The 25875-nt window shown below is 64.4% G+C and carries 21 protein-coding genes and 1 riboswitch; of the genes, 9 read left to right on the forward strand and 12 right to left on the reverse strand.

Features of this window, described 5'->3' with window-relative positions:
* Positions 1–4 precede the first annotated feature (4 nt).
* The 3 genes from E5221_RS14465 to E5221_RS14475 form a co-directional block, all read right to left on the reverse strand.
* Positions 5–1288 carry an MFS transporter gene (locus E5221_RS14465; protein WP_247845852.1) on the reverse strand — a complete coding sequence of 428 codons (1284 nt, stop codon included), beginning with the start codon at positions 1286–1288 and terminating at the stop codon, positions 5–7.
* 4 nt (positions 1289–1292) lie between these two features.
* Positions 1293–2201, reverse strand: coding sequence for an aldo/keto reductase (locus E5221_RS14470; RefSeq protein ID WP_247845853.1), 909 nt, complete (start codon positions 2199–2201; stop codon positions 1293–1295).
* A gap of 89 nt (positions 2202–2290) precedes the next feature.
* Positions 2291–3154 (reverse strand): Dyp-type peroxidase, encoded by an 864-nt coding sequence (locus tag E5221_RS14475; protein ID WP_247845854.1) that lies wholly within the window; start codon positions 3152–3154, stop codon positions 2291–2293.
* 184 nt (positions 3155–3338) lie between these two features.
* Between E5221_RS14475 and E5221_RS14480 the strand changes: the two genes are divergently transcribed.
* Positions 3339–4232, forward strand: a complete 894-nt coding sequence (locus E5221_RS14480; protein ID WP_247845855.1) for a bile acid:sodium symporter family protein — start codon at positions 3339–3341, stop codon at positions 4230–4232.
* Between the two features lie 168 nt (positions 4233–4400).
* Here the strand turns inward: E5221_RS14480 and E5221_RS14485 are convergent, their stop codons facing one another.
* A complete protein-coding gene (locus tag E5221_RS14485; RefSeq protein WP_015270356.1) occupies positions 4401–4868 on the reverse strand; it encodes a sterol desaturase family protein in 468 nt (155 codons plus the stop codon).
* A gap of 166 nt (positions 4869–5034) precedes the next feature.
* On the opposite strand from E5221_RS14485, the gene E5221_RS14490 reads away from it, so the two are divergent.
* Positions 5035–5544, forward strand: a complete 510-nt coding sequence (locus E5221_RS14490; RefSeq protein ID WP_247847742.1) for a GNAT family N-acetyltransferase — start codon at positions 5035–5037, stop codon at positions 5542–5544.
* 334 nt (positions 5545–5878) lie between these two features.
* On the opposite strand, the gene E5221_RS14495 is transcribed toward E5221_RS14490, so the two are convergent.
* A complete protein-coding gene (locus E5221_RS14495) occupies positions 5879–7447 on the reverse strand; it encodes a sensor domain-containing diguanylate cyclase (protein ID WP_247845856.1) in 1569 nt (522 codons plus the stop codon).
* A gap of 152 nt (positions 7448–7599) precedes the next feature.
* Here E5221_RS14495 and E5221_RS14500 point away from each other — a divergent pair, with 152 nt between their 5' ends.
* Both E5221_RS14500 and E5221_RS14505 read left to right on the forward strand, forming a co-directional pair.
* On the forward strand, positions 7600–8100 hold the full coding sequence (locus E5221_RS14500) for a DUF4142 domain-containing protein (RefSeq protein WP_247845857.1): 501 nt from the start codon (positions 7600–7602) through the stop codon (positions 8098–8100).
* Between the two features lie 8 nt (positions 8101–8108).
* On the forward strand, positions 8109–8360 hold the full coding sequence (locus tag E5221_RS14505) for a hypothetical protein (protein WP_075045200.1): 252 nt from the start codon (positions 8109–8111) through the stop codon (positions 8358–8360).
* A gap of 113 nt (positions 8361–8473) precedes the next feature.
* Here the strand turns inward: E5221_RS14505 and E5221_RS14510 are convergent, their stop codons facing one another.
* The 4 genes from E5221_RS14510 to E5221_RS14525 all read right to left on the reverse strand — a co-directional run bounded on the left by E5221_RS14510 (position 8474) and on the right by E5221_RS14525 (position 12351).
* Positions 8474–9466, reverse strand: coding sequence for a DNA-binding protein (locus tag E5221_RS14510; RefSeq protein ID WP_247845858.1), 993 nt, complete (start codon positions 9464–9466; stop codon positions 8474–8476).
* Positions 9467–9694: 228 nt separating this feature from the next.
* Positions 9695–10936 (reverse strand): cytosine deaminase, encoded by a 1242-nt coding sequence (gene codA, locus E5221_RS14515; RefSeq protein ID WP_015270361.1) that lies wholly within the window; start codon positions 10934–10936, stop codon positions 9695–9697.
* A gap of 108 nt (positions 10937–11044) precedes the next feature.
* A complete protein-coding gene (tenA, locus tag E5221_RS14520; RefSeq protein ID WP_013972655.1) occupies positions 11045–11707 on the reverse strand; it encodes a thiaminase II in 663 nt (220 codons plus the stop codon).
* Positions 11704–12351, reverse strand: coding sequence for a TenA family protein (locus tag E5221_RS14525; protein WP_015270363.1), 648 nt, complete (start codon positions 12349–12351; stop codon positions 11704–11706). The genes tenA and E5221_RS14525 overlap by 4 nt, the downstream gene beginning before the upstream one ends.
* Before the next feature lie 80 nt (positions 12352–12431).
* Positions 12432–12546: riboswitch (TPP riboswitch) on the reverse strand.
* A gap of 225 nt (positions 12547–12771) precedes the next feature.
* On the opposite strand from E5221_RS14525, the gene E5221_RS14530 reads away from it, so the two are divergent.
* The 4 genes from E5221_RS14530 (at position 12772) to E5221_RS14545 (ending at position 20798) form a co-directional block, all read left to right on the forward strand.
* The gene (locus E5221_RS14530; RefSeq protein WP_247845859.1) at positions 12772–16164 is read left to right on the forward strand and encodes a multicopper oxidase domain-containing protein; all 3393 of its coding nucleotides are present in this window, start codon (positions 12772–12774) and stop codon (positions 16162–16164) included.
* 182 nt (positions 16165–16346) lie between these two features.
* Positions 16347–17330 (forward strand): SCO family protein, encoded by a 984-nt coding sequence (locus E5221_RS14535; RefSeq protein ID WP_061551236.1) that lies wholly within the window; start codon positions 16347–16349, stop codon positions 17328–17330.
* A gap of 81 nt (positions 17331–17411) precedes the next feature.
* Positions 17412–19733, forward strand: coding sequence for an EAL domain-containing protein (locus E5221_RS14540; RefSeq protein WP_247845860.1), 2322 nt, complete (start codon positions 17412–17414; stop codon positions 19731–19733).
* A 114-nt stretch (positions 19734–19847) separates the two neighbouring features.
* Positions 19848–20798: a site-specific integrase gene (locus E5221_RS14545; RefSeq protein ID WP_247845861.1), complete on the forward strand. Its 951-nt coding sequence runs from the start codon at positions 19848–19850 to the stop codon at positions 20796–20798.
* Here E5221_RS14545 and E5221_RS14550 read toward each other — a convergent pair.
* From E5221_RS14550 to E5221_RS14560, 3 genes are all read right to left on the reverse strand, one after another.
* Positions 20788–21705 carry an SMP-30/gluconolactonase/LRE family protein gene (locus E5221_RS14550; RefSeq protein WP_247847743.1) on the reverse strand — a complete coding sequence of 306 codons (918 nt, stop codon included), beginning with the start codon at positions 21703–21705 and terminating at the stop codon, positions 20788–20790. The two genes, E5221_RS14545 and E5221_RS14550, sit on opposite strands and share 11 nt — an antisense overlap.
* A 165-nt stretch (positions 21706–21870) precedes the next feature.
* Positions 21871–23010: a glycerate kinase gene (locus E5221_RS14555; protein WP_247845862.1), complete on the reverse strand. Its 1140-nt coding sequence runs from the start codon at positions 23008–23010 to the stop codon at positions 21871–21873.
* 120 nt (positions 23011–23130) lie between these two features.
* On the reverse strand, positions 23131–24228 hold the full coding sequence (locus E5221_RS14560) for a sugar diacid recognition domain-containing protein (RefSeq protein WP_061302249.1): 1098 nt from the start codon (positions 24226–24228) through the stop codon (positions 23131–23133).
* Positions 24229–24391: 163 nt separating this feature from the next.
* Here E5221_RS14560 and E5221_RS14565 point away from each other — a divergent pair, with 163 nt between their 5' ends.
* Positions 24392–25720 (forward strand): MFS transporter, encoded by a 1329-nt coding sequence (locus E5221_RS14565; RefSeq protein ID WP_015270371.1) that lies wholly within the window; start codon positions 24392–24394, stop codon positions 25718–25720.
* Positions 25721–25875: the final 155 nt, after the last annotated feature.

Consider the following 25875-nt stretch of genomic DNA (forward strand, 5'->3'; position numbering starts at 1 on the left):
CCTGTCAGTCGCGCGATGTGCTTTCCAGGCGTGCCTGTCGCCTTCCCAGCACCCCGCCGGTCAGCGCCCAACCCAAGGCAATCAACGTACCGATCAACATCGCCAGTTGCGGATACTCGCCCATCACGTCCAGCGCGCGTTTGAGCCAACCACTCAACGCATCACCGCCGCGGTAGACCACGGTGTCGATGAAGTTCTTGGCCTTGTACTTGTCCTCGGCGGGCAGCACGGTAAACAGCATCTCCCGCCCCGGCCGCACCAGCGCGTACTCACCGGCCCGACGCACCACCATCACCACCACGAACACGGCGAACACCGGGGCCAGTGCCAGCCACAGGAAGCCCGCAGCCATCACCAGCGGCACCGCCACCAGCAGCACGCCCACCCCCAGCCGGCGGGCCAGGCGACCGGTGAGGAACACCTGGGTGAGGATGGCCAGGGCCTGTACCACGCTGTCAATCAGGCCGAACACCTGGGTTTGCCGGGTACGGTCGGTGAAGGTTTCGCTGACGATGCGTGCCTGCTCGAAATACAGGAAGGTGCTGACACTGGCGAGCAACACCACGAACAGGGCAATGCCCAACAGATAGGGCGAGCGCAGTACGGCAGTGGCACCGGCAAACGGGTTGCCGCCCAGTGGCCGGGAATCCGCCCGCTCGGCTTGCGCCGGTAGAGGGTTGAGCTTTCGCCAGCGTTGCAAGTACAACGTAGCGCCAATGCTGCCCAAAAGAAGCGCTGCGGCCAGCACCAGCAAGCCGGCATGGCCCAGCGGCGCTACCAGCAGCGTGCCCAGGATGGGGCCGCTGAGCCCACCCAGGCTGGCCCCGGCCGCCAGCAGACCGAACAGGCGCTTGCCTTGTGCCGTGGAAAACAGGTCGGCGAGCACGCTCCAGGCCAGCGATATGCTCAGCAGGTTGAACACCGACAACCAGATGTAGAAGGCCCGCGCCGCCCATGAAGCTTCCGGATTGCGGGCGAACAGCACGGCGAACAGCAGCAGGTTGCTGGCGAAAAAGCCGTAGGTCCAGGGCAGGATGTACCGGCGCTGCACCTTGGAGGCCAGCCAGCCAAACAGCGGCAGGCACGCCAGGGTGGTGATGAAGGTGCCGGTGAACAGCCATTGCAGGTTGTCCACGCCACCGGCGACGCCCATGGTTTCGCGCACCGGGCGCAGCATGAAATAGCCAGTGAACAACAGGTAGAACAGCAGCAAACCGGCGATCACCGCTGGCCCTTCGCCGGGCTGGATGTTCAGCCCCTGGTCCAGGCGCCGCCGCCAGGCTGCCATGGTGTCAGGCAAACTGCTTGATCAGCGCCTGTTGCTGCGCCTGGGTCAGCAACGGCCCGTGCCCGGCCTTGAGCTGGTCAAGTTGGCGCTCGGGCCGGCTGGTCGCGGGGATGACCGTGGTCACCGCCGGGTGACTGATGGCGAACTTGAGAAACAGCTGCGCCCAGCTGCCGACACCCGCCTCTGCGGCCCAGCCGGGCAAGGCCTGGTCCTTCACCCGGGCGAACAGGCGGCCATCGTCGAACGCCCGGTTGACCAGCACGGCGACGCCCTTGTCCTGGCACAGCGGCAGCAGTTCGCGGGCGGCGTCGGGGGCATTGACCGAGTAGTTGATCTGGATGAAATCCAGCGGCTCGCTGCGCACGATGCGGGCTACCTCGTCCTGGCCACTGTTCAGGTAATGGGTGATGCCGACATAGCGGGTCTTGCCCTGCTGCTTCAATTCGCGGGCATAAGGCAGCTGGGTCTGCCAGTCGCGCAGGTTGTGGATCTGCAGCAAGTCGACCTTGTCGGTGCGCAGGCTCGCGAGGCTGCCGGCCCATTGCGCTTCGGCGTCTGCCCGGTTGTCGGCGGCGATCTTGGTGGCAATGAAGCATTGCCGGTGCCAGCCGCCCTCTTCCAGCAGCTGGCCGAGAATGCTGTCGGCGCCGCCGTAGTTGGGCGAGGTGTCGATAACCCGGCCACCGCCTTCGAAGAACGCCTGCAGTACAACTTTCAGCTGCTGGTACTGGGCGGAACCGGCTTGCACTTCGAAACTGCCGGAGGTACCGGCGCCGATCACCGGCAGCGCTTCACCGGTGCTCGGCACTTGGCGGGTCAGCAAACCCGCCGGGGCAGCGGCGTGCAACCAGGGGCTGGCGGCCAGCAAGCCCAAGGTGGCACCCGCACGTAGGACATCACGACGTGCGTACATGGAAAAGCTCCCGTCATGAAGCGGAAACTTTCAAGGCTAGCCGCTGCCCCCGGCTGCGTCCGGTGTTTCTGTATCTGGATGTTTAGCGATCAGGCTTGCAGCAACAGGCTCAGGTCGACACCCGTCTCGCTCATCGGCGGACACCAGTAGTATCCACCGGTCAGTGGCCGGCTGAAGCGGTACAGGCCGTCGATGATGCCGTCCTCCAGGCCGCTCATGCGCCGCAGCTGCACCTCGAACGCATCGAAGCTGTGGCCCAGGGCCACGAAGGCCAGGCCAGCGCCCCGTTGGTCTGCCCAGGCCACCGAACGACGGACCATGAACGCTTCTGGTTCGAAACTTTCCTGGGCCGTGCGCTTGACGTGGGCGGACTCGGGGGCGTCGTCGAGCTCTTCGTTGTCGCTAAGGCGCCGGCCGATGATGTTGTCCTGGTCAGCCTGGGGCAGCGACTTGAAGTACTCCAGGTCGTGCTTCCACAGCTGGAACGCGGCAAAGCTGGAGCCATCGGCGCCAATTGCCGCCTGCACGGCCTCTTCGTCCACCGGGTTTTCGGTGCCGTCCTCATAGCCGGTCAGGTCATGGCCGCCACGGTGCAGGAAGCCATCGACGCTGTCGGCCAGGCGCAGGGCCGGAGCCAATGCCAGCTCAAGGGCCTGGGCCCGCAGCAGCAGGTCACCGCGCTCGTCGCCACGCAGCCACAGCCACAGGGCGTGTTGGGTGCTGGGGTTCTCCACGGCAGCATCCAGCTGAGGGAAGGTGCGCAAGCCAGGTACGTCACGGCCCAGGGCCTTGGCCAGCGGGGCGCCGACACCCAGAATCAGCTGTTCGCCATCGACCTGCGGCAGCAAGGCATCCAGGGCGGCAGGCAGGGCCTCGGGCGACTGCAGGGAGAAGAACAGGTGACGGGCGTGGGCCGGCACCGGGGTGGCAAGCAGACCTTGCTGGAACGGCATGACAGGCTAATCCTCGGTAAAAACAGGAATGCTACTGCGCCTGCAGGCCTGCTGCAACGCGGCATACAGCCTCGCTGGGCGCTGCGCTCGGTAACAAACGGTTACCAAGGGCTGGCGTTTTGCGATTAGCTATCAATCAGGGCCGACCTACACTCCACCGGATCCTTCGCCCGAGAGACCGCCCATGACCGCCTCCCCTTTGCTCACCGCTTTTCTGCCGCTGGCCCTGGGCATCATCATGCTCGGTCTCGGGTTATCGCTGACCCTGGCCGACTTCGCCCGCGTGGTGAAGTACCCCAAGCCGGTGGTGGTAGGCCTGGTTTGCCAGATCCTGCTGCTGCCGCTGGTGTGCTTCCTGATCGCCAACGGTTTTGGCCTGGAGTCGGCGCTGGCGGTGGGGCTGATGCTGCTGGCCGCCTCGCCGGGCGGCACCACGGCCAACCTGTTCAGCCACCTGGCTCATGGCGATGTGGCATTGAATATCACCCTGACGGCAGTCAACTCGCTGATCGCGATCCTGACCATGCCACTGCTGGTGAACCTGTCGCTGAGCTGGTTCATGGCATCGGACCAGGCCATACCGCTGCAGTTTGCCAAGGTGATGCAGGTGTTTGCCATCGTCCTGCTGCCGGTGGCGCTGGGCATGCTGGTTCGCCGCTTTGCACCCGCCTTCGCCGCGCGCATGGAGAAGCCAATGAAGCTGGTGGCTGCGTTGTTCCTGGTGTTCACCATCGTCCTGGCGCTGGCCAAGGACTGGCAGACCGTGGTTGCCTACGCGCCGGTGGTGGGCCTGGCCGCGCTGCTGTTCAACCTGCTGAGCCTGGGCGTGGGCTACTGGGTACCACGCCTGCTGAACATTCCCAAGCGCCAGGCGATTGCGATCGGCATGGAGATCGGCATCCATAACGGCACCTTGGCGATTGCTCTGGCATTGAGCCCTTCGCTGCTGAACAACGCCACCATGGCGGTGCCGGCGGCGCTGTACAGCCTGATCATGTTCTTCACCGCGGCGGCGTTTGGCTGGTGGGTGAGCCGCGGGCATGTGGCGGCGCAGCCCAAGGGTGAAACGGTGAATTGAGGGCCTTTCCACGTACCCTGTGGGAGCGGGTTTACCCGCGAAGAATCCAACTCGGTGCATGGCACCGGCTGCGCCGGTGTTCGCGGCTGAAGCCGCTCCCACAGTGTCCCTGCTGACTCAATGAGTCATGTGCAGTTGCATCATCGTGGGCTGCTCTGCCAGGCCCTGTCACAACTGGCTGCGCTTGTGCCGCAACTGCTGCTTCAGCACCTTCAACGGCGGTGCATAGAAGAACCCGAACGACACACTCCCCGTTCTCCCCTTCACCGCATGATGCAACCGGTGTGCGCGGTGCAGGCGCTTGAGGTAGCGGTTGACCGGCCGTGGCTTGCGTGGCCAATGCCGATGAAAGAACCCATCGTGGGCCACGACATACAGCACGCCGTACCCCGCCACGCCGCCACCCACCCACTGCAAGGGCGCAAAACCACCCTTGCCCAGGGCCACCAGCAGCGTGGCGATCAGCCCCAGGGCCACCAGGTACAGGTCATTGGTTTCGAGCATGCCCAGTTGCGGCTCATGGTGCGAGCGGTGCAACCACCAGCCCCAGCCATGCATGATGTACTTGTGAGCCAGCGTGCCAACGCCCTCCATGGCCACCAGGGTGCCGAACAGTACGGCGAGATTGAACAGCATGGAACGGTCCGGGGGATGGCAAGGGAAGGCGCAAGGGTACCGATTGCCCGCGTTTTTTTCCATGCAGGCGTGACCGGTTGACGAAAGGTGTAAGCTCGGTGCGCTGCAATTGCAGCCGCAGGTGCTGGCGGCAGACCAGGACGTACAACTTGAAAAGGAATGATTGATGCGCATCCGCCCTACCCTTGAGCGCGATATTCAATGGCTCCCGGACGTCGAGCGCTCGGCTGCCCAGGCCTTTGCCGCCTGGCCGGCGCTGGCATGGCTGGCGCAAGGAGATGTGATGGACTGCGGCGCCCATCAGGCATTTGTCGAAGCTGGCGGGAGCTGGGTGGCCGAGGGGCCAGATGGGCGCATTCTGGGGTTTGCCTGTGCCCGGTTCGAGGATCAGGCGCTGCATCTTCATGAAATTTCGGTGCGCCGGGAGGCCCAGGGGCAAGGTGTCGGGCGCAAGCTGTTGCAGCAGGTGGTCGATGCGGCGCGCCATGTGGGGGCGCGGGAGCTGACCTTGACCACCTTTGCCGATGTTCCATGGAATGCGCCGTTCTATGCGCAGTTGGGGTTCGAGGTGATCGGTGAGGGGCTGCTGGATGCACGCTTGCAGCAGATTCTGGCCGATGAGCTTGCCCAAGGGCTTGCGGGCCGTTGTGCGATGCGCCTTGGCTTAGATATTTAGACCCCGGGGCTGCTTTGCAGCCCATCGCCGGCAAGCCAGCTCTCATAGAACAACACATGACTCATTGGTTCGGCGAGGCTCTGTAGGAGCAGCCTTGTGCTGCGAAGAGGCCAGTACTGACAAAGCCTGTCTATTGCTTGTACCGGCCTCTTCGCAGCACAAGGCTGCTCCTACAAAGGACGCGTCAGACGAGCGATATTTGTTCTCTGCGCTACAGCGCAGCCCAAAAGGGATGGGCAATCTCCCACAGGTAATGTGCATCTCTTTGGCACTGCGCGGTCCCTGTGGGAGCTGGCTTGCCGGCGATGGGGCCGGTACAGGCAACCGAGGGCCTTTATTCATCTACGCCCACCACTGCACGTTCTGCCAGGCAATACCCGTCCCGACCCCGGCGCTTGGCCTGGTACAGCGCCGCATCCGCTGCCGCCATAAGGCGCTCGGCCGTCACCCCCTCCCGCGCCAGGTCACCCACCGCAATCCCCGCACTGCACGACACCCGCCCCAGTGGGCTACCTGCATGCTCCAGCATCTGACGCCGCAACAGCTGTTGCACTTCCTGCACCAGCAGCTCCGCCCCGCGGGCATCGGTATCGGGGAGCAGCAGTGTGAACTCCTCGCCCCCATAGCGCACAGCCAGGTCGGCCGGCCGCTTCAGTGCCTGCTGCAGCACCTCGGCAAAGCGCCGCAGGCACTGGTCGCCCGCTGGGTGCCCGTAACGGTCGTTGTAGGCCTTGAAGTAATCCAGGTCGAGCATCACCAGCGCCAGCGAGTAGCCCTGGCGTCGTGCCCGACGCAACTCCGGCTCGAACACTGCATCCAGCCGCCTGCGGTTACCCAGGCCGGTCAGGCTGTCGGTCAGTGCCAGGGCCTTGAGGGTCTGGTGTGCCTGGTGCAGCGCCCGCTCGATGACAATACGCTCGCGTAACTGGCGCAACACCACACCACCAAACGCTGCCAGCCCCACCAGCAACAGCAGCAACACTGCCACCGACTTGATCGCATCGTGCCGCCAGGGCGCGACGATCGATTCCCGCGACAAGCCGGCCTCCACCACCAACGGGTAACTGGCCAGCGCGCGATAGCCATACAGCCGTGGCGTACCGTCCACCACGGCGACCGCCTCGGCCACCCCTTCGCTTGCATGCGGCAGGTGCTTGCGGAAGATCTCGCTGCTGCTAAGGCTGCGGCCAATCACCTGTTCGACGAACGGCCGCCGTACCAGGATAGTGCCGTCGCGCTTGGCCAGTACCAGCGCGCCGCGTTCGTCGATCTTGAAGTCGCCGTAGTAGCGTACGAACCAGTCCACCTTGATGGTGCCCAGCAACACCCCGGCGAAGCTGCCATCGGCGTATTGCAGGCGCCGCGAAATGGGGATGATCAGGTCGCCAGTAGAACGGCTGCGCACCACCGAGCCGATGTGGACCCTGCGGTCGGTATGCTCGCGGTGGTAGATGAAGTAGTCGCGGTCGGCATTGTTGGCATTGGGCGGGACTACCGCCTGGTCGGTAACGATCCAGCTGCCATCCGGGCCATACACGAACAACCCGTGCAACTGCGGCATGATGCTTTTCTGCTGGACCAGCAAGGTATGCAGACGCGGCCGGTCGATGTGCTCGAAGCCGTCGCCTTCCAGGCGCTCGGCCAGCGCCGCGGTAATTGCGTCGACCTGGCGGATGGCATCTTCGGCATGCTGCGCCGTGGCCCGGGCCAGGTTGGAGACCATGTTCTCGGCATTGGTGAAGGCGTGCCGGTAGTCGCGCCAGATGCGCCAACCTTCCACCACGACGAAGGCGAGCATCACCGCCAGCATGAACGCGAGTACCAGGCGGAACAGCGCCACGGCCCGGCCCTCGCCGGTTATCGCGAAGAGCCCGTCCTCATCCTGTTTCCTGGCTGCGCACATTGAAATCCCTAGCCTTACCGCGTTCGCCGCGTTTCACTATAGTTCAGCATCACCTGGGCGCAGCCGACCAGGAAAAAGATTAAACCTTTGCTCCCCATTCACCCTCAACCGTACGCGACACTGAGGTCGCGCCACGGTTTAAGGAGTGAAGCATGAGCAGTCTCTTCATCAAGCGTGTCGGTTTTTCCATGGTGTTGGGCTTGGCATCGGTGCAGGCAATGGCGGCGAGTTCCGATGACTTCGTCGAAGCGGCTACCGAGGCCGGTATTGCCGAAGTGGTCACCGGCAAGCTGGCTCTGGAAAAAACTCAGAATGCCGAAATCAAGACCTTTGCCCAGCAGATGGTCAGCGACCACACCAAGGCCAATCAGAAACTCGGCGACATCGCTCGCAAGCTCGACATCTCCGTACCCGATGAGGCGGCAATAACCGACAAGGTCAAGAAAATGATCCTGGAATGGCGAGAGGAGTCGTTTGACAAGTCTTACGTCAACAACCAGGTCGACGCTCACGAAAAGGCGGTGGAGTTGTTCAAGAAGGAAGCCGCATCTTCCGACAAGGCTGAATTGAAGGCCTTTGCCAGCGAAACCCTGCCCAAGCTCGAACAGCATCTGGATCATGCCAAGGCGCTTCAGGCCAAACACGGCAAGTGAGGCCCGCCATGAGTAACGATGCATTGAAAGCCGAAGTGCTGACTCGCCTGTTGCACGCTCACCCCCAAGGGTTGGGCAAGGAAGTGCTGGACAACTACCGGGGCGAGAAAGCCGTGGCCGGCATGCTCAAGACCCTGCAGGAGGCCGGTTTGATCCAGGATGGCAGCGTGGCGGTGAGCAGCGACCACCAGATCAGCGTGAACTACCCCATCAAGCTATCGGCGGCAGGTGTGGAGGCAGCCAGACAAGCCGAAGACTGAGTGGGAGCGGGCGTGCCCGCGAAGGGCCCAACGCGGTGTATGGCACCGGCTCCGCCGGTGTTCGCGGCGGTTCGACGCCTCGACACGCCCGCTCCCACAGGCCCTCTTCGCAGCTACTGCGCCGCGTTGGCGGCAGTCAACTGCGACTGACACTGGTGCAGCGCTTCGTCTCGTGCCTTGAGTTGCTCTTCAAGCTGCCGCAACTGGCGAGCCTGTTCCGTGCACAAGTCGCGCCTGGCCTCCAGGCTCTGTGCCTGCACATCCAGCTGCCGACGCATTTCCTCGCTAGCACCCTGCGCCTGGGCCAGGATCGTGCGCAAGCCCTGGATCTGCGCATCACGCTGCTCCAGCAATTCGTCCTGCGCCCTGCAGGCGCTGGCGGCCTGGCGATGCTCACCCAGCAAGCGCTCGTTGTCGCGGTGCAGGCGGGTCAGCTCGTCCTGCTTGACGATCATGCCTTGCTGCAGTTGACGCACCTCCACCTGCAACTGTTGCAGCTGCGCTTCGTGGCGGCGCTGCTCCTGTTCACGCTGTTCGCGGCTGGCGTTGCGATAGTATTCCAGCGCATCGCGGGCATGACGGTGCTTGTCTTCCAGTGATTTTACCTGCTCCTCCTTGTCGGCCAGGCGCACCTGCAGCTCGCCCAGCGACTGGTTGAGGCTGGCACTGCGCAGCTGTTCGGCCTGCAGGGTGCTTTGGTTGGAAAGCAGTTTTTCCGATTCGGCGGCCAGTGCGGCCACATCGATCTGATGCTGTTGGTGCGCCGCAGCCAGTGCCTGCTGGGCAATGGCCAGTTGTGCCTCCAGCTGTTCGCGCTGTCGAGTGAAGGCGCTTTCGGCCTGCTCGATCTTCAGGTCGGCCTCGTCCTGCAACTGGGTTGCCAGTTGCCCGACCATTCGGCTCAGCACGTCACTCAGTGCAATGCCGCCCTCGGAAGCCACGGGTTGCTGGCCGTTCAACTCTTTCAGATAGCGGTGAATCGTGGTCTTGGAGCCGGTGTTGCCCAGCTCGATACGTATCGCATCGATGCTGGGGTTCTCGCCCCGGGCAATCAGCGCCTGACGTGCCTGCTGCACTACAACCTTGTTTATACCGCCCCGGGCCATGCTTGCTCCTACGATTTTGTACCGTGTTATGTACCATGTAATTACATACCAATTATGGAGACAAGCCATTGCCCGTGCAAACATTTCCTATGGTGGAATAATCACGGGTTATCGCATGTGAATGGTTCTTGGGAGCTGTGCGCGGGCATAAACCAGTACGCCAGACAGCAAAGCGCCCCGCTCGGCTTCAAGCCGGCGGGGCGCTGCAGAATGCTGAAGCAGGGAGCGTCAGCTGTAGTGTTCAACCCTGGCAGGTGTTCTACGCATGAGCACCTTACCGTTGCGTACCGACACCAGCGCATGCCCCTGGCTGCGCACCATTTCGTAATCGTCCGGCGCAGAGAGCAGCAACAGGTTGGCCGGTCGCCCCACTTCGATGCCGTAACGCTCGCCCAGGTTCAGGGTGCGGGCGCTGTTGTCGGTGATCAGGTCCAGGCAACGCTGCAGGTCTTCGTAGCCAAGCATGTGGCAGATGTGCAGGCCGGCCTCCAGAATACGCAGGATGTTGCCATTGCCCAGCGGGTACCAAGGGTCGACGATGGAATCCTGGCCAAAGCACACGTTCATCCCGGCCCGGTCGAGTTCGGCCACGCGGGTGACGCCGCGGCGTTTCGGGTAGTTGTCAAAACGCCCTTGCAGGTGAATGCTCTCGGTCGGGCAAGATACGAAATTGATACCCGACTGCTTGAGCAGGCGGAACAGCTTGTAGCAGTAGGCATTGTCGTACGAGCCCATGGCCACGGTATGGCTGGCTGTTACCCGAGCGCCCATGTCGCGCACCCGCGCCTCTTCGGCCAGCACTTCGAGAAAGCGCGACTGCGGGTCGTCGGTCTCGTCGCAATGCACATCCACCAGGCAGCCGGTACGTTCGGCCAGGTCCATCAGGAACTTGACCGAAGACACGCCCTGGTCGCGGGTGTTCTCGAAGTGTGGAATGCCGCCGACCACGTCGGCACCGATGGCCACCGCTTCGGTCATCAGCGCCCGGCCGTTGGCGTACGACTCGATACCCTCCTGGGGGAAGGCGACGATCTGCAGGTCGAGCAGGTGGCGCACTTCGTCACGCACTTCGACCATGGCCTTTAGCGCAGTCAGGGTGGGGTCGGTGACATCGACATGGGTACGCACATGCTGGATGCCATGATCCACCAGCATGCCGATGGTCTTCTTAGCGCGGTTTTTGATGTCGTCGTGGGTGGTGATTGCCTTGCGCTCGGCCCAGCGCTCGATGCCTTCGAACAGGGTCCCGCTCATGTTCCACTGCGGCTCGCCGGCGGTCAGCGTGGCGTCCAGGTGGATGTGCGGTTCGATAAAGGGCGCCACCACCAGGTTCTGCCCGGCATCCAGGTCATCGGCAGCGCGCGCCGCCACCCCTTCGGCCTGGGGCACGATGGCGGCGATGCGTTCGCCGCTGAGTTCGATGCGGAACAGGCCAGGCTTGCCGCGCAGGCGTGCGTTGATGATGTTCATGATGCTTCTCCCTGGGCTTTGCGGGTGGCCCTACCAGCATAGTGGCCGAAATCTCATCTGCCCGGTTAGCGCGGACCTACAAGAGTCCGCGCAGGGCCATGCAGTGCGTTATTGGCTAGCCAACCCCATCTGCCAGAAGTCCGCCTCCAGGCTGGACGCCTGGCCGAAGATCTCCACCAGCTCGGCAAACCGTTGCTCGGTCATGCTCCGCGCTGCCAGCTCGTCCAGATGCTTGCGCGCCGCTGTGGCGACACCCTGGTAGCCCTCGCCGGCATACTCGGCGATCCACTCGCGGTACGGGTGATTGCTCAGATCGCCAATGCGCTCGGACAACGCCCGGCCAATCTCCGCATAACCGATCACGCAAGGCGCCAGCGCCACATGCAACTCCAGCAGGTCGCCCGCGGCACCGCAGTCCAGCACATAGCGGGTATAGGCAACCGTGGCCTGGTGTTCGGGCGCGGCCTCGATATCAGCCTGGGTCAGGCCCCAGCGCGCGCACAGGCGCAAGTGCAGCTCGGTTTCATCCAGAATCGCCGCCAGCCCGGCCTGCGCGGCGCGGATGTCGGCCGGTCGACGGCTCTTGTAGGCAGCCAGTGCCCAGGCGCGGGCGAACTGGATGAGGAACAGGTAATCCTGTACCAGGTAGGTGCGGAAGGCGGCTTCGCTCAACGTACCCTCGCCCATCTGGCGCACGAATTCGTGGTCGACGTAGCTGTTCCACTGCGGCGTGGCGGCAGCCTTGAGGCGGTCGAAGATATCCATGCTCATTTATCCTCCGGGTAGACAGCATCGAAGAAGGCCAGCTCCAGCGCCACGGTGCGCTGGTAGAAGTCACCCGCCAGCACGGCGTCCTGCGGGCCGACGCGGTCGAGTTCGGCTTGCAGGAAGGCAACGAAGTCCTGGAATGCCGGGTTGTCGTGCAGGGTGATCCATTCAGCGTGGACGAAGTTGTCCGGCATCGGCTTTGGCGCCTTCAACGCCCAGTCCAGGTACAGGCCTTCGGCGACGTTGAGCACCGCCAGCGCGGCCGCATAGGACCGGGTGGCCGCCGCTTCGCGCATGATCGCCTTGAAGCCTGCGGTCGGGACGGTGTCGGCTGGTTCGCTGCGTTGTGCGGCGCTTACCCCCAAGGCCTCGAAGGCGCGCAGGAAGTAAGTGTTCTCGTCACTGGAGATCATCCCGGCAAAGCGCCCGAAGCGCAGGCGCGCCTCGAAGGTGTCGGCGGTGGCGATGGCCGCGCCCAGCAGGGTCAGGAAGCTGTCAAGGAAGCGGTGGTCCTGCACCAGGTAGTCGACCATGATCGGGTCCGGCAGGCTGCCGTCGCACAATTGGGTGACGAAGCGGTGGCCAACGGCCGCCGACCAGGTCGGCTCGCTGCGGCGGCGCAGGGACTGGCTGAAGCGTTCGGTCATGTTGCTGTCCTTGATGGGGGGTGACAGCGAGACCGCGGTGATTGGCATGGACGGGCCTCGCAGTGAGGCCGGCAAAAAGGCAGGTTTCAAGTCCCAATCCCTTCGCCGGCATGATCCGGATCAGGTTCGAAGGGTCACCGCGCTGCAGCATCCAGCGGTTTCTCAGCCCGGTGCCGGGCTCCCCTTGGTGGCGCTCAGGTATACCCCAGGGCGCCGCGGCTGTCACCACCCAATCTGGGGGAATGGGTGACCCACTAGTGGGGCCCCCTCACCCGTTTTTGACGCCATGGTATTTAGCGCGCATCAGGCGCCACAAGGATTTGTTTAGAAACATATTCCTCGTATTTGGGTTGGCACACCCGTTGCTCCAGCCCCAGAAACGGGCAAAAAGCCATGATGTCGCAAACGAGGCGCAAGGCAATGAAAACACCTGCCGTGATCCACCCTGCCAGGCATGCATTCCAGCTGTCCACCGTCGCTACGCTGATGCTCGGCTTTGGGCTGGTCACGGCGACAGCGGCGCCCATGGACGACAACAGCATGCCCCCGCCGACCGACCCGTCGGCCTACACTGACCAGCCGACTGACCCGACCCAGCCCTTGCTGGACCTCTATAGCATGCCAGAGGCGAATCAAGGCTCACTCGAACTGACCGATGGCGTTTACGGTGACCGCAACACGGTAAGCGCAAACAACGTGTTGCCACCGGCCCTGCAAACCGGGGAAAAATACCCCACCAATGGCAAGCCAAGCCCGCTGTTCGGCGCGTTGCCGTTTACCCAGCAGTTACTGCTGTTCGAGGAATTCGGCACGGAAAGGCTCGACCCCACGCTGCCGCCGCCCACTCTGACCTTCCCGGTGCCGACCCTGGGCGCGGCACCAGCGCAGGACCCCAACGTGGTGGCCCGCAGCGGCCCCAGCGGTACAGCCCTGGAAGCCTTCCTCAAACAGCCGGGCCTGTACCCCTTCCCGACCCAGTATTCCAACGTGCTCGACCGCAACCCATGGAAGGCGCAGATCGAGATGTTCCTCAACCGCCAACCGGTCGGTTCGCCTGCGGAAGGCCGGCCACCAGGAAAAGGCTGGTCGCACCAGCGCTGGAACGAGTTCTACCCGCAGGCGGGGTTCAAGACCGCCCAGGCCGGTGCGCGCATCAACCTCGGCCTGCGTGACCGCAAGCAGCTGCACAACTATGCAGTTGGCGAGTTCGCCCCGGGCGGCCTGTACTACCAGACTTCCGATATCCCGAACACACTGGGCACCACCAAGGGCATCGACACCCGCTTCCACCCGAAGATGCCGCTGCAAAACCACAAGTCGCTATGGACCTTCGACGGCACCTTTCCGCCCAAGCTGCTGATGGTGCGCTATGGCCAACCGATCCTGATGCGCCATTACAACGCGTTGCCGATCGACCCCTCGGCCAACGCCGGGTTTGGCCTGCACACCCTTTCGACCCATGAGCACAACGGCCACTCCCCGGCCGAGAGCGATGGCTATGCAAACGCCTACTTCTTCCCGGGGCAGTACTACGATTACCGCTGGCCGCTGCAACTGGCTGGGTATGACACCATCAACACCCGTGCCGAAGACCCACGCGCTGCGTTCCCTTGCTCGGCGGGCGAAACCTTGTTCGTCAACGATGCCAACCCCGGCCTGAAAACCTGCCAGAACGGCAGCATCAAGATTCGTGGTGACTGGCGCGAAACCATGAGCACCCACTGGTTCCACGACCACATGATGGATTTCACGGCGCAGAACGTCTACAAGGGCAACGCCGTGATGATGAACTACTACAGCGCCCTGGACCGCGGCAACGAGGCCCTGCAGGATGGCGTCAACCTGCGTTTCCCCAGTGGCTCGGGCATGCCGTGGGGTAACCGCGACTACGACGTCAACCTGGTGATCGCCGACAAGGCCTGGGATGCCAACGGCCAGCTGTGGTTCAACCCGTTCAACACCGATGGCTTCCTCGGCGACCAGATCCTGGTCAACTGGCAGTACCGGCCAACGCTCAAGGTACGCGCGCGCAGCTACCGCTTCCGTATCCTCAATGGCTCGGTGTCGCGCTACCTGAAGCTTGCCGTCGTGCGGGAGATCGCCGGCAACAGCGGGGAGTTCAAAGGCCCTACCGGCTCCAACCTTTCATACGCGCGGGTACCGTTCCACATGATCGCCAACGACGGCAACATCATGGAACACACCGTGCCGTTCGACGGCACCATGGACCTCAACGGTGACGGCAACCTGCAGGACAACAACGGCGTCCTGCCGCTGCAGGGCATCGCCGAACGCTACGACATCATCATCAATTTCGCCAAACACGGCATCAAGGTCGGCGACAAGCTGTACCTGGTCAACCTGGAGGAACATCAGAGCGGCAAGGGCCCGGAGGGTGCCATTGCCCTGGCCGATGTGCTGTCGGAAAAATACAAGGCGGTGATCAAGCAGACCAGCAACGGACCTGAGTGGGACAACGGCGACCCGGCGATCGGCAAGTTCATGCAGTTCGTGGTTCAGCCCTACAGCGGCCAGGACCTGAGCATGGACCCGGTTGCCTATGAGCCGGCCAAACCGGGCAAAGCCGAAGGCCTGAAAATGCTGCCGCTGCCGATAGACCGTAATTCGGCCACCGACCAGGCCAAGCTCAAGGATGCCCGCCATCGCGAGTTCATCTTCGGCCGCTCGGACGGTACCGACACCCAGCCCTGGACCATCAAGACAGATGGCAGCTTTGGCTACTCCATGGACCCACGTCGCATCAACGCGGCGCCACAGTTGGCCCAGCAGTCTACCGACGGCGGTTTCAGCGGCGACGGCACATTGGAAGTGTGGAAGATCATCAATGGCGGCAATGGCTGGAGCCACCCGGTGCATGTGCACTTCGAGGAAGGCGTGATCCTCAGTCGCGACGGCAAGGCCCCGCCAGAATGGGAAAAATGGGCGCGCAAGGACGTGTATCGCATCGGCCCGGATATCGATTCTTCGGAAGAGGTGGAAGTAGCCCTGCGTTTCCGCGAGTTTGCCGGGACCTACATGGAACATTGCCACAACACCCAGCATGAAGACTCGTCGATGCTGCTGCGCTGGGACCTGGAACACCCAGGCCAGTTCCAGGTGATGCCGACCCCGCTGCCGGGTTGGGATGGCGTGGAGTACGTGGCTTCGGTTGGGCTGCCGACCTTCCGCACCGAAGACCATGATAACGACGACCCGACCAACAAACCGCCGGTTGCGGCCAACGACAGCGCAGCTACCACGGCCGGCAAGCAGATCACCTTGAACGTGCTGGCCAACGACACCGACCCGGAAAACAACCTGCCGTTGACCGTAGTCGGCCTCAGCCAGCCGGACTCCGGCCAGGGCACTACCAGTACCGACGGCAGCACGGTCACCTACGTCCCACCGGCCACGGTAACCACAGCGTTCACCGCCAGCTTCAACTACACGGCTCGTGACGCCAAGGGCGCCGAATCGGTGGCCCCGGCCACGGTCAGCATTGCGGTGAGCCCGGCAGCGGCGGTCGACCAGATCCAGGTCACCAGTGCCACGGTGCAGGTGCGCAGCGGCAACCGCTTTACCTGGGATATTTCGGGCACCACCACGGTGGCCACCGGCAACAGCATAACCGTGACTGCGGCAACCACCAGTGGCCCGCTGCTGCTGGGTACGGCCACGCTGAGTACCACTACCAGCGGCGCCCGTTGGCGCCTGTCGACCACAACCACCGGCAGCGGCCCGGCCACACCGGCGACCGTGACCGTGAAATCGGCGCTGGGGCAGAGCGTGACGGCGCCGGTCAGCATCAGGTAACCGAAAAGCGGGGGCCGCTGTGCGGCCCATCGCTGGCAAGCCAGCTCCCGCCTCGACCGCATCGGCTTCAAGCATATGCGGTCCTTGTGGATGCTGGCTTCCATCTCGCCCCCTGTGGGAGCCGGCTTGCCGGCGATGGGCTGCATGGCAGCCCCGCTACCGTTATCGACGAGGACCGCATCATGTCCGGCTCATGGCGTTTCCTGCTGGTGCTCTCGCTGTTCGCCGCCAGTATCCCGTTCTGGCCGTTGCAACCACAGCAACCCGTGGCCGAGGAAGCTGCAACTCCCTGGGGCGCAAACTACTTCCCCAACATCCCGCTGCTCAGCCAGGACGGTGAAAAGGTGCATTTCTTCGACGACCTGATCAAGAACAAAGTGGTCGCCATCAATTTCATCTTCACCGGCTGCTCCGACTCCTGTCCGGTGGAAACCGCGCGCCTGCGCCAGGTGCAGAAAATCCTCGGTGACCGGGTCGGCAAGGACATCTTCCTCTACTCCATCAGCATCGACCCCTACAACGACACCCCCGCCACCCTCAAGCGCTACGCCGAAAAGTTTGGCATCGGCCCCGGCTGGACGCTGCTTACCGGCGAGCCGGCCGATATCGAACAATTGCGCCGCAGCCTGGGCCTGTACATCGATGGCCTGGAAAACGGCCGCTCCAAGGACCACAACCTGAGCCTGATCATCGGCAACCAGGCCACCGGCCGCTGGATGAAGGCCTCGCCTTTCGAAAACCCATACATTCTCGCCGACCGCCTGGGCAACAGCCTGCACAACTGGAAACAGGCCAGTGCCATGGCCAATGACTACGCCCAGGCTCCCGAGGTGCGCGCACCCAGCAGTGGCGAGCAACTCTTCCGTACCCGCTGCTCGTCCTGCCACACCCTGGGCAATGCCGAGCCCGGACAACCCGGCATCGGCCCCGACCTGCTCGGCGTGACCCGCCAGCGTGATGCCAACTGGCTGACCCGCTGGCTGAAGGAGCCCGACCAGATGCTGGCCCAGAAAGACCCCCTGGCCATGCTGCTGTACGAACAATACAACCGCGTGGCCATGCCCAACATGCGCCTGGGCGATACCGAAGTCAGCGCGCTGATGAGTTACATGGAGGAAGAAACTGCACGCCTGCAGACGCCGCTGGCCGATAAGGGAAATCCTTAAGGGCAATTGGCCACCAGTCATTAGGCTGTCATCTTACTGTCGTATTTTTCGACCATCACCCAGGGTCGGGAACTATCAGCAGTGATTCGCCGTTCGCTTTCATCCGCCAGCCTTCTGCGGCTGCTGATCCTGATGCTCTGTGCAGCCACCCTGGCCTTTGTCTGGGGGCTGCATGTTTCGCAGAAGGTTGCCGCCCGCCAGGACGCGCTGTCGGCCAAGGCCGCCGAGCACCTGAACCTGGCCAGTATCGTTGGCGAAAGCCTGCGCCAGTTGGTGGATCGCGCCCAGGCCGTGGGCCGGGTCGCCCAGGACGACATGAAGATGCTGAGCCAGGGCAGCGTCAGCCTGGCGCGCATGCTTGCCGAAGACCCGGTATTCAAGCGCATGAGCCTGTACGACCGGCAAGGCCGGCTGTTGTCGGCCAGCCATGCCGACGAGGCCGCCGAGCTGCCCGAAGACTGGCTGCGCCAGCTGCAGCGGCACGTTGCCCGCTACGGTTTCAAACCGTTCCTGCCCAGCGTGCAGCCCCCCGGGCAAGCGACCACCGTGCCCAACTGGCACCTGCCCTTCCTGCTGCCGCTGACCAACCTGCCCGGTCGCGAAATCGACAATATCCTGGTGGTGCAGCTGGACATCGGCTACCTGGCGGTGCTGCTGCAGCACATCGACCTGGGCGGCAGCGGGCTGGTGCGCCTGCTGCAGGATGACGGCCTGGAGTGGGTGCGCATCGATAGCAGCGGCGTGGTGGCCGGTGACGCACTGCTGCCCGGGCTGCCGGACAGCGGCAGTGAAGCAGGCATGCTGACCCAGTACGCGGCCGGCGCCCCCTACCAGAGCCTGTACCGGCGCCTGCCGGAGCGGGGTTTCAGCGTGGTGGTCAGCCAGCGCCAGGACGAAATCCTCGCGCCCTCGACGCTGGCCTATTCCCGGCAGTTCTGGTTGAACCTGAGCATGACCCTGATGATCCTCGCCAGCCTGCTGTGGACCTTGCGCCTGTTGCGCAAGCGCCAGGAGGCCTTCAGCGCACTGGAACAGGCGCAGCAGGTCAACCAGCAGTTGATCGACCGCCTCGAGGACGAACACCGGCGCAGCAGCCATGCGGCGGCCACCGACCACCTCAGCGGCCTGCACAACCGCCGCCAGTTCGTCGAGGTGGCCGGCCAGGTGCTGACCCGGCAACGCGGCAAGCGCCGGCTGATGGCGATCCTGTTCATCGACATGGACCGCTTCAAGTCGATCAACGACTCGCTCGGGCACAAGATCGGCGACCTGCTGCTGCAGGCCGTTGCCGGGCGTATCCAGCGCCTGCTGGAGCCCGGCGACGAGGCTTCGCGCTTTGGTGGCGACGAGTTCGTGGTGCTGCTGGCCGGCGAGCGCAGCGAGGAGCAGATCAATGCCTGGGTCCGCGTACTGGTGCAGAAGCTGTCAGCCACCTACGCGCTGGACGGCCAGGAGGTCAACACCAGCCCCAGCGTAGGCGTGAGTATCTGCCCGCGCGACGGCCAGGACATCGACAGCCTGATCCGCAGTGCCGATGCCGCGATGTACTCGGCCAAGCAGGCCGGGCGCGCGCAGTACCGTTTCTTCGACCCATCGCTGAACCTGGCCGACATCCGCGCCTTCACCCTCGAACAGGCCTTCGGCAGCGCCCTGGCCGAGCGCCAGTTCGTGCTGCACTACCAGCCACAGATCCGCCTCGACACCCAGCAGGTGCTGGGCTACGAAGCGCTGGTGCGTTGGGACCACCCCGAGTTCGGCCTGCTGTACCCTGACCGGTTCATTGACCTGGCCGAACGCAGCGGCTTCATTGTCGAGCTGGGCTGGGAGGTGTTGCGCCTGGCCTGCGAAGCCCTGTCGGGTTGGGACGCCCAAGGCCGGAAGACGCGGCTGGCGGTCAATGTATCTGCGCTGCAGCTACGCCAGGCAGACTTCGCTGCACGGCTACTGAGCGAACTGCAGCAGTACGCCATCGCCCCGCAGCGGCTGGAGCTGGAAATCACCGAAACCACCATCCTCGACCCCGAAGGCACGGCGGTGGCGCACCTGCACACCCTGCGCGACGCCGGGCTGGGCATCAGCCTGGACGATTTCGGCCGCGGCTACGCCGGTTTTGCCCACCTGCATTCGCTGCCACTGAGCAAGCTGAAGATCGACCGCTCGCTGATTGCGCCTCTGTCCAACAGCCACGACGACAGCCCGATCGTATCGTCCACCATCATCCTTGCCAAACGCCTGGGCCTGGAAGTGGTGGCCGAAGGCGTGGAAACCCGCGAGCAAGTGGTGTGCTTGAAGCTTGCCGGCTGCGATATCGCCCAGGGCTACCACTTCAGCCGGCCGCTGTCACCGGCGCAGCTGCGTGACTACCCGCTCTTCAACGGTGTCGAGGACAAGGCCTGCGTGTAACGCAAGCCAGATTGGGGCTGCTTCGCAGCCCCCGACAATCCCGCCAGCATCGCAGCCAGGACAGGCAATCCATTTCGGTTTATCGTGTGCCCATCATCCACTTGCACCCGCACCATGACCGACATCGAGCGCTACCTCCGCGCCGCCACCCGTGACAACACCCGGCGCAGCGACCAGGCCGCCATCGAGCATTTCGAAACCCACTGGGGCGGTTTTCTCCCGGCCACGGCCGAGAGCATCGCCCGCTACCTGGCCGACCACGCCGACCAGCATGCCGTCAGTACCCTGCGCCAGCGCCTGGCGGCGCTCAGCCAATGGCACGTCGCCCAAGGTTTCCCTGACCCGACCAAGGCGCCACTGGTGCGCCAGGTGCTGCGCGGCATCCGCACCTTGCACCCGACACCGCCCAGGCAGGCGGCGCCGCTGTTGCTGCAGCACCTGCAAAGCGCAGTGCAATGCTTCGAAGAAGAAGCCCGCCAGGCCCGCGAACAGCATGACCTGGCCACCCTGCGCCGGGCGCGTCGCGACGCTGCGCTGCTGTTGCTGGGCTTCTGGCGCGGTTTTCGGGGTGATGAACTGGCCCGCCTGCGCGTGGAGCACATCCAGGCCGAGGCCGGCGTCGGCATCACCCTGTTCCTGCCGCGCAGCAAGGGCGACCGCGAAGCCCTGGGCGTACAGCATCGCACCCCGGCCCTCAAGGCCTTGTGCCCGGTCACGGCCTACCTGCAATGGCTGGAAGTCGCCGGCATCGCCCATGGGCCGGTGTTCCGCAAGCTCGACCGCTGGGGCAACCTCGGCGACACCGCGCTCAACAGCAACAGCCTGGTCGGCCTGCTGCGGCGCATGCTGGAGCGCGCCGGGGTACCGGCGGCGCTGTATACCGGGCACTCGCTGCGCCGAGGTTTTGCCACCTGGGCCACGGCCAACGGTTGGGAGCTGAAGGCGCTGATGAGCTATGTGGGCTGGAAAGACGCGAAGTCGGCGTTGCGCTACATCGACGCGGCGCAGCGCTTTGGCGAACTGGCCGTGCTACCGGCCAGCCAGGCGCAAAAGCTTATTCCTTGAAGGTGTGACGGGCGATGCCGCCAATTTCCGGGTTGATGGCATACAGGTCGCCAGCGTCGGGGTAATGCTGCAAGTCTTCGGCACTCATGCCCAAGCGCGCGGTGCTGATGAACAAGGTATTCATCCCCTCCCCACCGAAGCAGCAACTGGTGGGGCACGGCACTGGCATCAGTACCTGGTCGGTGAGGTGGCCATGGCGGTCATAGCGTAACAGGCAACTGCCATGGTACTGGCACACCCACAGGCCGCCGTCACGGTCCAGCGCAAGGCCGTCCGGCCGCCCCAGTTCGGCAGGGGTTTCGGCAAACAGAGTGACCGCGCCAAGCCGGCCTTCGGCCAGGTAACTGGCGCGGTAGATCGAGCGCGCCGCCGAGTCCACGAAGTACACCGTGTGGCCGTCCTGCGACCAGGCCAGGCCGGTGGGCAACGCCATGTCGTCGTGGATCACCTGATCGTTCAACTGCCCGTCAAAGCGGAACAGTGCCCCGGTGTTGCCGCTCAGGGCATCGTCCATCAGCCCGGTCACGAATCGGCCCTGCGGGTCGCAGGCGCCGTCGTTGAAACGGTAGGTCGAACGTGGGTGAACCGAGACCGAATGCCGGCGTACCTTGCGCAGCGGCACGTCGAAGATGGCCACGCTGGCGTCTTCGGTGAAAATCAGGTTGCCCTGGTCGGTCAACGCCAACGCGCCGATGCGTGCCGCGGATTCGTACAGGCACTCGGCTTCGCCATCGGGCATCAGGCGGTTGATACGGCCGCCAGAGATATCGACGAAGTACAACGCGCCGCTGCATTCATCCCAGACCAGGCTTTCGCCCAGGTCGGCGCGGGTGTTGGCGACGTTGACTGGCACATGGCTGCATGCCTTGAGGCGGTTACGCAGTTCGTCCACCTCCGCCAGCGTCATGGAACAGGCCAGTCCCAGGCCCTGTGCGGCATCGGTGAAGACCGCAACGTTGTCGTGGAAAGGCTCTGTGACGGGCATTTGCTGGCTACCTTCGATTCTCCTTTCTACGATAACAACAAAAAAATCAATGACCAAGCGCGGGGTGCGGCAGACTGCAGCGGTCGATCAAGTTCGCGTTGCGCAGCGCCACAGCCGCCCGATATCACAAGACCGCGCCCGCAGCAGCCCAGCGGCATTGGCACATGCCTGCTCCAGGCTCATCGGCCCGCTGGCCAGGGCAAAGGCAGCATCGACACCATGGGCATACAGCTGCTGGTAGCCTTCACCCAAGGTCCCGGCCAGCACCACCACCGGCACCCCGTGGCGCTTGGCAACCCGGGCCACGCCCATCGGTGTCTTGCCACGCAAGGTCTGGGCGTCGAAGCGACCTTCGCCGGTCACCACCAGGGCTGCGCCCTGCACCAAAGCATCCAGGCCGGCCAGTTCGGCCACCACTTCCACCCCTGGGCGGAACTGCGCGCCCATGAAAGCACGCGCGGCGAACCCCATGCCGCCGGCAGCGCCACAGCCAGGGTAGTCCCGCACATCCTCACCCAGCAGCTGCGCACAATGGTCGGCAAAATGCCCCAGAGCCTGGTCCAGCGCCTGCACCTGCTGTGGGTTGGCGCCCTTCTGCGGGCCGAAGATCGCCGAGGCGCCATTGGCGCCACACAGCGGGTTGTCGACGTCTGCTGCGACTTCGAACTGCACCTCGGCCAGGCGCGGGTCGAGGTCGCTGGCATCGATGCGGGCCAGCTTGGCCAAGGCCAGGCCGCCCTCCTCCAGCGCTTGCCCATCGGCGTCCAGCAGGCGCAGGCCCAGCGCCCGCAACATGCCGCTGCCCGCGTCGTTGGTGGCACTGCCGCCGATGGCCAGCACTACCCGTTGCGCGCCGGCGGCCAGGGCGGCGGCAATCAGCTCGCCGGTGCCCCAGGTGCTGCTGCGGCAGGCATCGCGCTGGCCTGGCGGCACCAACTGCAGGCCACTGGCCTGGGCCATTTCGATGATCGCCGTGCGGCTTTGCGGCAGCCAGCCCCAGCCCGCCTCCACGCTTTGCCCCAACGGCCCGCGCACGGTCTGACGACGCAGTTCGCCGTGGCTGGCAGCGAGAATCGCATCCATGGTGCCTTCGCCACCGTCGGCCATCGGGCACTCGACCAGCTCGGCCTCCGGCCAGGCCTCGCCCAGGCCCGCCGCGATGGCGCGGGCGACACCGGCAGCATCGAGGCTGTCCTTGAACGAGTCGGGGGCAATGACGATCTTCATGGGGTTTCTCCTGTCCTGATGAGCGGCATGCTGACAGGTGGCTGCCAAGGAGGCCTCGGTCAAATGCACAAAACGCCGGGCGGGTTGTTTGGGCAGATGCCTTTCACCTGCACTGGCCCTTCAGTCGGCAGGCAGCAGCTGCAACCCCAGGTACAGGCTAAGCATCCCTTCCATGCGCTGCGGGTCGACCTCGCCCAGCTCGGCAATCCGCTCCAGGCGGTAGCGCAAGCTGTTGCGGTGGATGCCCAGGGCATCGGCACAGGCCTGGCTCTGGCCGTCATGGGCACACCAGGCGCGCAGGGTGGTGAGCAATTGCCCGCTGCCGTCCTTGCTGCGAATACGTTGCAACGGCTCCAGCAATTCATCCAGCGCATCGTCGTTGCGGTGCCGCCACAGCAATGCCGGCAACCGGTAACGTTGCAGGCTGAGCAGGCGCTCGCCGGGCAGTACCTCGCGCCCATAGGCCAACAGGTCGCGCACCCGGCGATAACCCCGGCGCAGTTGCTCCAGGCTTTGCGCGACACTGCCCAGGGCCAGCCGCTCCACGTCCCAGCCATGGCGCTGCAGGCGTTCCAGCAGGCGAGTTTCGTCCAGCGCCACACCTGCCGGGCGACACCACAACAACGACTGGCGGGCCGGGCTTACGCACCAACTGTCCGGGTAGCGGCTCATCAACCATGCCGCCAGGGTTTCGGCGGCTGGCCCCGAGGCCAGCTCGAACAGGCACGGTACCCGCGGCAGCTGGGGCTTGAGGCCCAGTTGCCGGGCCTCGTCGAGCAACCGGGGAGAATCGCCGCTGCCGCCCAGCAACAGGGCCAGCAAATCGTCACAGCGCTGGCGTCGCCATTGCTGGTCGGCCTGCAAATGGCGCTGGGCCAGCAGCATTTCGGCGGTCATGCGCACCAGCTCGCCATAGGTGCGCACTTGCTGCGGGTCACCGGTCAAGCCGAGTACGCCCATCAATCGGCCATCCAGCATCAGCGGCAGGTTCACCCCGGGCTGCACGCCCTTCAGGCACTTGGCAGCGTCCGTATCCAGCTCGACGATGCGGCCGTTGGCCAGCACCAGTTGCGCACCCTCGTGGCGGGTGTTGATACGCTCAGGTTCGCCACTGCCGAGGATCAACCCCTGGCTGTCCATGACATTGACGTTGCATGGCAGAATGGCCATCGCGCGGTCAACGATATCCTGCGCCAGGTCATGGTCGAGTTCGAACATTGAGCGGTCCTTTGGGTGTCAGGGATTTGGGCTCGGGCACAGCAGCCCGGTGCAAGTGCTGTGCAAAAGCACAAAGACAGGCACGCCGCAGTCCCCGAGACTCGTCAGGGCGAGCGCCGGAACAGGCGACGCGGCGACAACCATAACAACAGAGAACCCGATCATGGCATACAGCCCCGCCCCTGACCAAGGCACGGACACCACCCGCAACGCGCTGTACCGGCGCATCACCCTGCGGCTGATTCCGTTCATTTTCATCTGCTACCTGTTCAACTACCTGGACCGCGTCAACGTCGGCTTTGCCAAGCTGCAGATGCTCGACGCCCTGAAGTTCAGCGAAACGGTGTACGGCCTTGGCGCCGGCATCTTCTTCATCGGTTACGTGCTCTGCGGCCTGCCGAGCAACCTGGCACTCAACCGCTTCGGCCCGCGGCGCTGGATCGCGCTGATGATGATCGCCTGGGGCAGCCTCTCCACCTGCCTGCTGTTCGTCACCACGCCCACCGAGTTCTACGCCTTGCGGCTGCTGACCGGCGCCGCCGAAGCCGGCTTCTTCCCGGGCGTGGTGCTGTACCTTTCGCGCTGGTTCCCGGCGGCCCGCCGCGGCCGCATCATGGCGCTGTTCATGTCGGCGATCCCGGTTTCGGGCTTGCTCGGCGGGCCATTCTCCGGCTGGATCCTCCAACACTTCGCCGCCGGCCAGCACGGCCTGGCCGGCTGGCAATGGATGTTCCTGATCCAGGGCCTGCCGACCGTTGCCCTGGGTGTACTGGCGGTGTTCCTGCTCAGTGACGGCTACCAGAAAGCCGCCTGGCTGAGCCCGGCCGAACGTCAGCTGATCGCCGCCGACCTGGACGCCGATGCCGCCAGCAAGCCGAGCACCACCGGCGACGGCGTGCTCGCCGTGCTGACCAACCCGCTGATCTGGACCTTCGGCTTTGTCTACTTCTGCATCCAGAGCGGTGTGTACGCGATAAACTTCTGGCTGCCGTCGATCATCAAGAACATGGGCTTCGACAACCCGCTGCTGATCGGCTGGCTCAGCGCCATCCCGTACCTGCTGGCCGGCGTGTTCATGATCCTCTGCGGGCGTTCTGCCGACCTGCGCAACGAGCGCCGCTGGCATCTTGTGGTGCCGATGCTGATGGGCGCCATCGGCCTGCTGATCGCGGTGAACTTCGCCGGCAACCCGACCATTGCCATCCTCGGCCTGTCGATCGCCACCATGGGCGCGCTCACCGGCCTGCCGATGTTCTGGCCTATGCCCACCGCGCTGCTCAGCGCCGGCGCGGCTGTCGCGGGCCTTGCGATCATCAACTCGGTGGGCCAGATGGCCGGTTTCCTCAGCCCGTACCTGGTCGGTTTCATCAAGGACCAGACCGGCTCGACCGATGCTGCGCTGTATTCGCTGGCGGCGTTGATCGTGCTGGGTAGCCTGGTGGCCTTGCGGGTTACCCGGGCTGGCGCGCTGAGTACTGCAAGGGCCAGTTGAGGCATTCGCGGGTAAACCCGCTCCCACAGGATCACCACCAACTCGAAGATGGTGGGATCCATGTGGGAGCGGGCAAGCCCGCGAAGAGGCCAGCCCAGGCCACATAAAATCCACACCCTCCACCGATCGTCAGCTCAACGCATCCCCTCCCCAGC

This window comes from Pseudomonas sp. A2 (assembly GCF_023100865.1).
In the GTDB taxonomy this organism is placed as follows: Bacteria; Pseudomonadota; Gammaproteobacteria; order Pseudomonadales; family Pseudomonadaceae; genus Aquipseudomonas; species Aquipseudomonas asiatica.

Bases quoted from the DNA above. Each gene is read 5' to 3' on its own strand.
- E5221_RS14465 (WP_247845852.1), bottom strand. From the start codon at position 1,288: ATGGCAGCCTGGCGGCGGCGCCTGGACCAGGGGCTGAACATCCAGCCC.
- E5221_RS14470 (WP_247845853.1), bottom strand. From the start codon at position 2,201: ATGTACGCACGTCGTGATGTCCTACGTGCGGGTGCCACCTTGGGCTTG.
- E5221_RS14475 (WP_247845854.1), bottom strand. From the start codon at position 3,154: ATGCCGTTCCAGCAAGGTCTGCTTGCCACCCCGGTGCCGGCCCACGCC.
- E5221_RS14480 (WP_247845855.1), top strand. From the start codon at position 3,339: ATGACCGCCTCCCCTTTGCTCACCGCTTTTCTGCCGCTGGCCCTGGGC.
- E5221_RS14485 (WP_015270356.1), bottom strand. From the start codon at position 4,868: ATGCTGTTCAATCTCGCCGTACTGTTCGGCACCCTGGTGGCCATGGAG.
- E5221_RS14490 (WP_247847742.1), top strand. From the start codon at position 5,035: ATGCGCATCCGCCCTACCCTTGAGCGCGATATTCAATGGCTCCCGGAC.
- E5221_RS14495 (WP_247845856.1), bottom strand. From the start codon at position 7,447: ATGTGCGCAGCCAGGAAACAGGATGAGGACGGGCTCTTCGCGATAACC.
- E5221_RS14500 (WP_247845857.1), top strand. From the start codon at position 7,600: ATGAGCAGTCTCTTCATCAAGCGTGTCGGTTTTTCCATGGTGTTGGGC.
- E5221_RS14505 (WP_075045200.1), top strand. From the start codon at position 8,109: ATGAGTAACGATGCATTGAAAGCCGAAGTGCTGACTCGCCTGTTGCAC.
- E5221_RS14510 (WP_247845858.1), bottom strand. From the start codon at position 9,466: ATGGCCCGGGGCGGTATAAACAAGGTTGTAGTGCAGCAGGCACGTCAG.
- codA (WP_015270361.1), bottom strand. From the start codon at position 10,936: ATGAACATCATCAACGCACGCCTGCGCGGCAAGCCTGGCCTGTTCCGC.
- tenA (WP_013972655.1), bottom strand. From the start codon at position 11,707: ATGAGCATGGATATCTTCGACCGCCTCAAGGCTGCCGCCACGCCGCAG.
- E5221_RS14525 (WP_015270363.1), bottom strand. From the start codon at position 12,351: ATGACCGAACGCTTCAGCCAGTCCCTGCGCCGCCGCAGCGAGCCGACC.
- E5221_RS14530 (WP_247845859.1), top strand. From the start codon at position 12,772: ATGAAAACACCTGCCGTGATCCACCCTGCCAGGCATGCATTCCAGCTG.
- E5221_RS14535 (WP_061551236.1), top strand. From the start codon at position 16,347: ATGTCCGGCTCATGGCGTTTCCTGCTGGTGCTCTCGCTGTTCGCCGCC.
- E5221_RS14545 (WP_247845861.1), top strand. From the start codon at position 19,848: ATGACCGACATCGAGCGCTACCTCCGCGCCGCCACCCGTGACAACACC.
- E5221_RS14550 (WP_247847743.1), bottom strand. From the start codon at position 21,705: ATGACGCTGGCGGAGGTGGACGAACTGCGTAACCGCCTCAAGGCATGC.
- E5221_RS14555 (WP_247845862.1), bottom strand. From the start codon at position 23,010: ATGAAGATCGTCATTGCCCCCGACTCGTTCAAGGACAGCCTCGATGCT.
- E5221_RS14560 (WP_061302249.1), bottom strand. From the start codon at position 24,228: ATGTTCGAACTCGACCATGACCTGGCGCAGGATATCGTTGACCGCGCG.
- E5221_RS14565 (WP_015270371.1), top strand. From the start codon at position 24,392: ATGGCATACAGCCCCGCCCCTGACCAAGGCACGGACACCACCCGCAAC.